At 66.3% G+C, this 8434-nt stretch carries 9 protein-coding genes and 1 pseudogene; 4 read left to right on the top strand and 6 right to left on the bottom strand.

Features of this window, described 5'->3' with window-relative positions:
* Positions 1-146 precede the first annotated feature (146 nt).
* Positions 147-563 carry a hypothetical protein gene (locus tag QA609_RS05780; protein ID WP_278301627.1) on the top strand — a complete coding sequence of 139 codons (417 nt, stop codon included), beginning with the start codon at positions 147-149 and terminating at the stop codon, positions 561-563.
* 413 nt (positions 564-976) lie between these two features.
* Here the strand turns inward: QA609_RS05780 and QA609_RS05775 are convergent.
* Together QA609_RS05775 and QA609_RS05770 are read right to left on the bottom strand one after the other, a co-directional pair.
* Positions 977-1366: pseudogene (locus QA609_RS05775) on the bottom strand (manganese catalase family protein); the annotation flags it as partial.
* A 105-nt stretch (positions 1367-1471) separates the two neighbouring features.
* The gene (locus QA609_RS05770; protein WP_278301626.1) at positions 1472-2857 is read right to left on the bottom strand and encodes an NAD(P)/FAD-dependent oxidoreductase; all 1386 of its coding nucleotides are present in this window, start codon (positions 2855-2857) and stop codon (positions 1472-1474) included.
* A 114-nt stretch (positions 2858-2971) separates the two neighbouring features.
* On the opposite strand from QA609_RS05770, the gene QA609_RS05765 reads away from it, so the two are divergent.
* Entirely contained in the window at positions 2972-3940 is a 969-nt protein-coding gene (locus QA609_RS05765) for a D-2-hydroxyacid dehydrogenase (RefSeq protein ID WP_278301625.1), read from the top strand.
* A 150-nt stretch (positions 3941-4090) separates the two neighbouring features.
* Positions 4091-4522 (top strand): universal stress protein, encoded by a 432-nt coding sequence (locus QA609_RS05760; RefSeq protein WP_278301624.1) that lies wholly within the window; start codon positions 4091-4093, stop codon positions 4520-4522.
* 511 nt (positions 4523-5033) lie between these two features.
* On the opposite strand, the gene asd is transcribed toward QA609_RS05760, so the two are convergent.
* On the bottom strand, positions 5034-6068 hold the full coding sequence (asd, locus tag QA609_RS05755; protein WP_278301623.1) for an aspartate-semialdehyde dehydrogenase: 1035 nt from the start codon (positions 6066-6068) through the stop codon (positions 5034-5036).
* 208 nt (positions 6069-6276) lie between these two features.
* Here asd and QA609_RS05750 point away from each other — a divergent pair, with 208 nt between their 5' ends.
* On the top strand, positions 6277-6543 hold the full coding sequence (locus tag QA609_RS05750; RefSeq protein ID WP_278301622.1) for a hypothetical protein: 267 nt from the start codon (positions 6277-6279) through the stop codon (positions 6541-6543).
* A 90-nt stretch (positions 6544-6633) separates the two neighbouring features.
* Here the strand turns inward: QA609_RS05750 and QA609_RS05745 are convergent, their stop codons facing one another.
* From QA609_RS05745 to QA609_RS05735, 3 genes are all read right to left on the bottom strand, one after another.
* Positions 6634-6825, bottom strand: coding sequence for a 30S ribosomal protein S17e (locus tag QA609_RS05745; protein ID WP_278301621.1), 192 nt, complete (start codon positions 6823-6825; stop codon positions 6634-6636).
* 87 nt (positions 6826-6912) lie between these two features.
* On the bottom strand, positions 6913-7545 hold the full coding sequence (locus tag QA609_RS05740) for a DUF447 domain-containing protein (protein WP_278301620.1): 633 nt from the start codon (positions 7543-7545) through the stop codon (positions 6913-6915).
* Positions 7542-8399 (bottom strand): triphosphoribosyl-dephospho-CoA synthase, encoded by an 858-nt coding sequence (locus tag QA609_RS05735; protein ID WP_278301619.1) that lies wholly within the window; start codon positions 8397-8399, stop codon positions 7542-7544. Before QA609_RS05735 ends, QA609_RS05740 begins: the two co-directional genes overlap by 4 nt.
* Between the last annotated feature and the right edge of the window lie 35 nt (positions 8400-8434).

Genomic DNA, 8434 nt, shown 5'->3' with positions numbered 1-8434 from the left:
ACACAGCAACCGCTGTGTGGGCTTTCCACATTTATACAACGATGAAAAAGTCGTGTAGAGAATACAGTGTATACTTTCTAAATAACTCAACTAATCAAACATATTTGGACCCGGTCTTATGCGAGAGTGGTAACAACTCCGTACGTATGCCAGAATCATCCCCTCACGACGCTACCTCCGTTTTCGAGTTGCTATCGCGATCCCGATGTCGGTACGTTACCTACTACCTTCTGAAGAATCAGCACACGACCGTCGAGCGGTTGAGCCGTCAGATAACCGCCTGGGAGCGGGAGTGCTCACTGGAGGCGGTAACCGAAGCAGAGCGACACCCCATACAAACGTCGCTGATACACCACCACATTCCCCGACTCGCCGACCACGGACTCCTCGAGTACGATCACCGAAGCGGGGACGTCACGAGCACGGCGGCGTTCGAGTCGATGCGCGAGGAGATCAGGCGGGCACGCACGCTAGACGACGGACCGGTTCCCGACGAGGAACCGCTCGATTCGGTCCTCTACGCCGAACCACTGACGGAAGGATCGGCGACCTCGAGCGAGTGACGGCGGTGACTCGGAGCGACGCGAGCGCCGAACACGACGAGGTCGATTCGAACCGTTTCGATCCGTCTCGAGCGCGCTCGACGAGCGGCACTGGTCGGCGCAGTTGCTCGAGAGAACTGAGTTATCGCCCGGAACACTAACGTCCAGCGTCATCCCGTGGCGGCGTGCCGCGTCGGCTGGCTAACCCTCGTGCCGGGCGGGGGACTCCGTCCCCAGGCGTGACGGGGATCCGTCACGGTCGAAATGTCACGTGCCCGGGTTCGCCGTACTGTCATCGCACCCGAATGGGTTCGCTCGGACGGGGACTAAAGGCACGTGCTCGTAGTAGATCACTGGGGCGTTTAAGTCTTGTTTGCGACTCCTGCTGGCGGTCGCTGGAGAACTCGGTTTCGAGACGGGTACGTCGAGAGTGCTTACTCGTCCCCCTCCTCCGGACTGTTGTACGGTCTCGGATCCGGCGGGATTCCGGACCCGTCGCCCCGCTGTTCGGCGAGAGAGGAGAACTTGCTCTTGCTGTCCGGGGCACCCCTGTGTCCACGGTGCTTCCGGATCCGTCCGTGGATCTTGCTGGCACCGGAACCGGGTCCTCGAGCGACTCGAGGACGGCGAGCCACTGGTTCTGGTGCATCGTGTCGCGCGATGAGAGACGAGAGCATGTCCTGCATCCCGGGGTCGTCGATCTACTCGTAGAGGCGGGTCGGGAGCGTTCGCCCGGTCCCGTCTGTCGTCACGTTCGCGTAGAGGTCGCCCGTGGGGTTTCCGGAAGCGACCACGTAGCCGCCGGAGAACGGAACGCGGTTGGATCGGAAACCGGAACGGCAGCCCGTACGGGCGGTTCCGTCCTCGGGCGCGGCGGACCGATCGTCCGTCGCTCGCCGTCCGAACCGACTCGGGGAGTCGATCGCCGCTCAGTAGAAGTACTCGTCCTCGGAGAGCTGGACGTACCGACCGTCCCGGTAGGAGAACTTGCGTTTCTTGTAGGCCGCGAGCAGTTTCGTCGCGCCGATGCCGGCGGAGTAGGTCTGCTTGAGGATCGCCGTCTCCGTTCCGGAGCCCTGCATCCCGTTGATGACCTCGAACGCCCGGTCCCAGTCGTCGGGCTCGTACTCCGCGACGATGTCGGCGAAGGCGACGTTGCGGACGATCTCGTCGCCGATCGCGCGCTTCCAGACGTCGTTGTAGTTCTCCAGGGAGTCGGTCGCAACGAGGCGACCGGCGATCTTCCCTGTTCGGACGGCGACGTGGTAGCCGCCCTCGTGAAACGCCGACGTGGTTCCCATTGCGCCGCCGACGACGGCGATGTTCGCGCCGACCGGTGAGTCGATCGGTCGCGTCGAGGAGATCGGGTACGTTTCGGTTCCCTTCGATTTCCCGCGGTCCTCGACGATCGGGATGTCCTCCTCGACGTCGTACTCGTCGCCGTACTCCAGTTCGAGCAGTCGGCGGATGTACTCGGCTCCCGAGGGAAGCTGGTCGTCGGTCGGGTCAAGCAGCGCGTAGGCAGCGGGGTCCGAAACGTCCTCGAGGGTCATCCCGATCGGCATCGTCAGTCCGACGCGGGCGACGGTGCCGTCGTTGGGGAACACCCACGGGTAGGCGGTCTCGCCCGGCATGTACCCCCACCAGAACTTGAGTCGGTCCTCCTCGAACAGTTCGGGGGGAAACTCCCGGTACTCCTGGTAGGCGATGTGGTTCGCCTCCGGCGGCGAGAGGTGGTCCGAGACGCTCCGTCCGGGTGGAGTGAACTGATCCAGCGCCTCGAGGGTGATCCGTCGCTGCGGGCCGTCCGCGAGGACGACGTACTGGGCCTCGAGCTGGTCGCCGTCCGAGAGGGTCAGCGTGTGGGTCGGTCCCTTCGGGCTCGAGGCGCGCAGATCGGTCTCGAGGGACTTGACACCGGTCCCGACCCGGAGGTCGGCGCCGGCGTCCGTGGCGCGCTCGTAGAGCCAGTCGTCCATCCGGGCGCGGTGGAAGGTGTAACCGAACCTCGGATAGTCGGCCTCCATCCCCGTCGTCGCCAGCTCGAGGCGGCTCGACGGGCCGACGAACTCCGTTGTCTCGAGCTCCTGGAGGATAACGTCGTCGGGAATCTCCCGATAGTCGAAGTCCATGATATCGATCCAGTAGTCGAGCATGCCGGCCGCGTCGGTCGAGTCCGGACCGAGTTCGTCGCGGTCCTCCCGCGGGACACCCTGTTCGAACAGCACCGTCTCGGCGCCGTGGGCAGCGGCTCGCTCCGCGGCACAGGCGCCTGCGGGCCCGCCGCCGACGATCGCGACGTCAACGCGTTCCATACTTCGTTGGGACTGGACGGGCCGTATTAAACTGTCTGAAGTTCGGATCGATCACCGGCAGCGGTACTCCCCGTGAACTGAACGCTTTTGAGGACACCGCTCGAGGCACCTGACATGCCCGCTACCGACGAGACGGATCTGCTCGTCCTTCGCAAGGGGACTCACGGAACGCCGATCGAACAGTACGCCGAGACGCTTCGGGATCGGCTTCCTGACCGAACCGTCGAACTCGCCCGCACGCCGACCGCCGAGCGGGAGCTGATCGAGGACGCCCGATTCGTCACCGGGATGACCCTCGAGGAGGAGCTGCTCGAGGCCGCCGAGAACCTCGAGGTGTTCGCCTGTGCGTACGCGGGGACGGGTCACCTGCCCCTGGACCGACTTCGGGAACGGGGCGTCGCGGTGACCAACGCCTCGGGCGTCCACGGGCCGAACATGGGCGAACACGTCCTCGGCGCGATCTTGCACTTCACCCGTCGGTTCCACGTCGCCGAGCGCAGGCAGCGCCGCCGGGAATGGCGCCACTACAAGGCCCACGAGCTACAGGGCTCGACGGTCACCATCGTTGGCTTAGGCGCGATCGGACGGGCGACCGCCGAGCGCCTCGAGCCGTTCGACGTCGAGACGATCGGCGTGCGCTACACGCCGGAGAAGGGCGGCCCCACCGACGAGGTCGTCGGCTTCGAGGGGGAGCCGTTCGAGGACGCGCTCGCCCGGACCGACTACCTCGTGCTCGCCTGTCCGCTCACCGACCTTACCCGGGGGCTGATCGACCGCGAGGTCATGATCACGCTCGACCCCGAGGCCGTGATCGTCAACGTCGCTCGGGGGCCGGTGATCGACACCGACGCGTTGCTCGAGGCGTTGCGCTCGAGCTGGATCCGCGGCGCCTCGCTCGACGTTACGGATCCCGAGCCGCTGCCCGAGGACCACCCGCTGTGGAACGTCGGGAACGTCCAGATCACGCCACACAACGCCGGGCAGACACCCCGGTACTACGATCGACTGGCCGACATCGTCGCGGAGAACGTTCGCCGGTTCGACGACGGAGCCGACGAGCTTCGGAACCAGGTCGTCCCCTGAGGGACCGCGAGTCCGGCCGAGGCTCGCGAGTTCCGACTGTACCTTTTTGACTCGCGGACACCGACGTTCGAGCATGGTATCGAGCACGATCGTTCGATCGGCGCGACCGATTCGCTTCACTACAGGTCGACCGAAACGGAGGACGGGTCGATGACGCTGACGTTCGACGGGACCGTGATCGTTCCCGCGGCGGATCCGGACGACGGGGAACGGACCGCCCGGGCGCTGAAGGGCCATCTCGCGCCGTCGAGTACGGTGATCGCCGTCAACGTCATCGAGAAAGCGGGTGGCGGGATCGACAAGGCACCGATGGAACAGCTCGAGAACCATGCGGACGACATCTTCGAGCGAATCAGGGGTGTCCTCGACGAGTCACCCGCTGCGGTCGAGACGCAGGTGTTGTACGGCACCGACGTGGTCGAACGCGTCTTCGAGGCTGCCCGCGAGGAACGCGCCGACGCCGTCGTCTTCAACGCTCGAGAGGGGAACCGCCTCTCGGAGCTGCTCACGGGAGACGTCGCTCGTCGGCTCGTCAAGGAGGCGTCCGTCCCGGTCGTCGCGCTGCCACAGGCGGAGTCCTGACGATCGACTGCGCTCACTCGTCGATTCGAGTCAGGCGATCCAGGAGCATCGGTCCGTTCTCGCCGAGCGAAACCGCGTTCGTACCGGAATCGACGTCGATCGCGGCGGCCTCGGCCAGCTTCGGAAGGTGAACGTGGTGAAGCGAGAGCCGAACGCGGCGGCGCCGTCTCGTCCTCCGCGAGCACCACGCGGTCTACGAGGGCGTCTACCGAAACCGGCGCGTCGGACTCCGCGAGACACCGGAGGACGAGACGGCGTCGCCGGTTCGCGAGGAGATCGAACGCCGCGCTCGTCTCGTCGGCGACCCCAGTCGACAGGGCGGTCAACGACTCCGGATCGGAGGTGACGGGAAGCATCGTCCGTCGTTGGGGTCGACCCTATTTTTGCGCCGCGCCAAACTGTGATGGTGACGCCGCCGTGAACTCCGATCTCGGGTGTCTACTGGCGAGAGTACGGTACGAACGGAGCGGGAAGTCAAACCGGAAAACAGGGCGTCGATCCGCGGCCGCGGCTACAGGTAACCGTTCTCGAGCAGCAACTCGCCGTTCAGGACGCTCGCGCCCGCGGCGCCGCGGATCGTGTTGTGCGCGAGGCAGTTGTACTGCAGGCCGAACGAGGACTCGCGGAGTCCGCCCGCGGCGACGGCCATCCCGTCGCCAAGCGATCGGTCGAGGCGGGGCTGGGGACGGTCGGGCTCGTCGAAGACGTGGATGAGCTGGTCGGGCGAGGAGCGAAGCTCGAGCGAGGGGTACGAAGCCATTGCGTCGGCCGCGCCCTCGGCCGAGAGCTCCTCGGCGGTTTCGACCCAGACGTTCTCGAGGTGGCCGTCGATCGTCGGGATCCGGTTACAGGAGGCGGCGACCTCGACGCTGTTGTGACTGAGTTCGGCGCCGTCGAACTCGCCGAGCAGCTTGCGGGACTCGGTCTCGAGTTTGTCCTCCTCGCTGCCGATGTACGGGATCGCGTTGTCGATGATCTCCATCGAGGAGACGCCGTCGTAGCCTGCACCGGAGACGGCCTGCAGGGTCGCGACATGGACCTTCTCGAGGCCGTACTCAGCGAGTGCGGCCAGCGTGGGGACGAAGGTGATCGTCGAGCAGTTGGGGTTCTTGACCATCGCGCCGTCCCAGCCGCGCTCGTCGCGCTGGACCTCGAGCAGGTCGAGGTGATCGGCGTTGACCTCCGGAATCACGAGCGGAACGTCGTCGGCCATCCGCGCGTTCGAGGAGTTCGAGGACATGACGTAGCCCGCCTCGCAGAACGCGGGCTCGACCTCGCTCCCGACGCTCGAGGGGAGCGACGAGAAGATCAGGTCGATGTCGTCGGGGACCTCGTCGGGGTCGGTCGCCGAGACGGTCGTCTCGGCGACGTCCTCCGGGATGGGGCCTTCGACGCGCCACTTTGCGGCCTGCCGGTAGCTCTTGCCGGCACTGTCCTCGCTCGCGGTTAGTGCAGCGATCTCGAAGTCGGGATGAGGATCGAGAAGCTGAATCAGTCGCTGTCCGACGGCTCCGGTCGCACCGAGTACGCCAACTCGTACTGCCATTTTCCCGTCTCTCGGAGTCGTGTCCGCAAAACGGTTTGGATTTCCGCGACTGCTGCCGTCCGTCGGAGGCTGTCGGCTCGTAGACGGCCGTATAGAAGAGATTAAGAAAACGGAGTCGATCATATCGACTGATGCAGTACTACCGACGCCGACGCGACGCAGGTACCGCAACGGCAGCGTCCCCCACCCTCCGCCTGAGGTGGTCGCAGTGACGAACTCGACGGCTGGCCTCGGCGATCTCGGCCTGTTCGAGACCCGCTTTAGCACCGGCGCGACGGTCGTCGCAGTACTCGCCGTGGTGCTCGGGATCGCCATCGGCGTGATGGGGTATCAGGAGATGAGCCTCCCGCTCGCCGGAGAGCTCTCGATCATTACCGGAATGGTCGGGCTACTGTTCGGACTCTTTTTCGGGATCGTCGCGTTCGTCGCCGCGGCCTACATGGACTCGGGCTACGGCGACGACCACGGCCACTGAACCGATCCTCGACTCGACGCCACTCGTCGATCGACCGACCGACGCGACGCTATCGACTCTCGGCTCCGATTTTCCGGGTAAGAACTCGAGTTATGCCGCTGCTTCGGCGCCTTTCTTCCGCGTGACGTAGCCGGCGATCCGGTTGCGAACGCCCTTGGACTCGACGTTCGTCAGCTTCGTGACGCTGTCCTTGTTCTGTTCGAAGTCGGTCGTGAACGCCTCCGGGTACCGCTCCAGTAGGAGGTTCCCGGTCTTCTTGACGTAGGCCGGTTTGATTGCCATACAGATGGGTTTCCCGAGCGCGCCCTAAAGCCATTCGTTCTTCGGCGGCGTGGCGGCTGTGTCGCGAGCGACGGAACGGACGCGCCGTCACCACTCGACGTGTTCGCGCACGCACTCGAGGGCCTCCCGTTCTCGGGGGCTTCCCGCACGGTCGACGACCGAGGCGTAGTACTCTAACCGCTCCCGGAGCGCCTCCTGGTCGTACGCCGGGACGCCCAGACGCGAGGCGGCGACGGTCGCCTCGATCACGGCGCCGAACCCCCTGTCGATCGTCGGCACCGTCTCCGCGACGACGTCGGCCTCGAGGGGCCGAAGCGTCCACTCCTCCCACTCGGTTTCCCCCTCGGTTCCCGAGTCGACCCGTTCGACCGCGACGCGCGCCCAGGCGTTGGCCGACTCGAGGATCGGCTCGTCGAACTCGCTGATCGAGAGCGCGGCGTCGACGAACGCGACGGGGTCGACGATGAACTGGACGTACCCCTCGCCCTGCCGGTGGAAGTTCCGTCTGGTTCGGGTGTTTCCCCACGTCGTCGCGGTGACCCGCTCGCCGTCCTCGTCGGCGAACAGCCCGAGCGGGGCGGCGTTCCACCGGCTGTTCGGCCCGAGCGTCGTCACGAGAGACTCCGTGACGCCCTCGAGCGAGACGGGCCACTCGACGGTGTCGGGATCGACGCTCGCGTTCGTACTCGTCTCCGCGGTTCGGTCCGAGTGCTCGGTCACAGTGTCACCGTTTCGTGCTCGAGGGCGATGAACAGTCCGGCGGCGGTGACGTCCGCCGTCGTCCCGGGGTTGATTCCGCGGTCGACGAGCTCGTCGGCGAACGCCTCGACGGCGTCGCGATCGGTCTCGAGTGCGTCGCGCTCGACCAGCGCGGCCGCTCGCTCGGTCGCCTCGGCCGCGACGGCCTCGCCGCTGCGGTTCGCGACGAGCGTGTCGGGTCGCTCCGCGAGCAGGGAGAGAAAGACCGCGGCGGTTCGCTCGAGGATCGGTCCTTCGGCCGCAGCGAGCCGCTCGGCGGCCGCGAAGGAGCGTTCGAACCCGGTTACCCACTCGCGGGCGACGTCGTCGCCGGGGACGCTACGGTCCATCACGTCCAGCAGCGTGAGCCCGCGCTCTTCGAGGGTCTGAATCGCCGCCGCGCCGCGACGGACGTCCAGCGGGGCCATCCCCTCGGGCGGGTCAGCGACGAAGACGTCGACGTGTTCGAACGCCCGGTAGAACGCGGCCGCGTCGGCGACGGTCGTCCCCTCGAGGACGCCCTCGACGACGGGCTGGGAGAGCTCGTCACCGGCCGCCCGCACGAGCGGGACGAGCAACAGCAGTGCGCCGAACTGGGTGTTGCCGCCCTCCTGGGTAGCCATCCCCTCGACGGCCCGCTCGAAGGCGGGACCGACGGCCGCGCCGTTCGCGGCCAGTTCGAGCCCGTCGCGAGCGCCGACGGCTCCGGCGAGGAAGTGTTCGAACCGCAGATCCTCGAGGTCGCGGTGGCGATCGACGTTGCCCGGTTTGGGCGTCCCCGCGACCTCGAGCAACAGTGCGAGTTCGGCGGTGCGATCGGGCGCGGCTCCGTACATACGGTCGTCTACGACACCCCGGGATAGAAGTACGT

Source organism: Natronococcus sp. A-GB7, assembly GCF_029688865.1.
In the GTDB taxonomy this organism is placed as follows: Archaea; Halobacteriota; Halobacteria; order Halobacteriales; family Natrialbaceae; genus Natronococcus.
The sequence above is the reverse complement of the archived record's forward strand: the minus strand, read 5'-3'. Positions and strand labels throughout refer to the sequence as shown.

Bases quoted from the DNA above. Each gene is read 5' to 3' on its own strand.
- QA609_RS05780 (WP_278301627.1), top strand. From the start codon at position 147: ATGCCAGAATCATCCCCTCACGACGCTACCTCCGTTTTCGAGTTGCTA.
- QA609_RS05770 (WP_278301626.1), bottom strand. From the start codon at position 2,857: ATGGAACGCGTTGACGTCGCGATCGTCGGCGGCGGGCCCGCAGGCGCC.
- QA609_RS05765 (WP_278301625.1), top strand. From the start codon at position 2,972: ATGCCCGCTACCGACGAGACGGATCTGCTCGTCCTTCGCAAGGGGACT.
- QA609_RS05760 (WP_278301624.1), top strand. From the start codon at position 4,091: ATGACGCTGACGTTCGACGGGACCGTGATCGTTCCCGCGGCGGATCCG.
- asd (WP_278301623.1), bottom strand. From the start codon at position 6,068: ATGGCAGTACGAGTTGGCGTACTCGGTGCGACCGGAGCCGTCGGACAG.
- QA609_RS05745 (WP_278301621.1), bottom strand. From the start codon at position 6,825: ATGGCAATCAAACCGGCCTACGTCAAGAAGACCGGGAACCTCCTACTG.
- QA609_RS05735 (WP_278301619.1), bottom strand. From the start codon at position 8,399: ATGTACGGAGCCGCGCCCGATCGCACCGCCGAACTCGCACTGTTGCTC.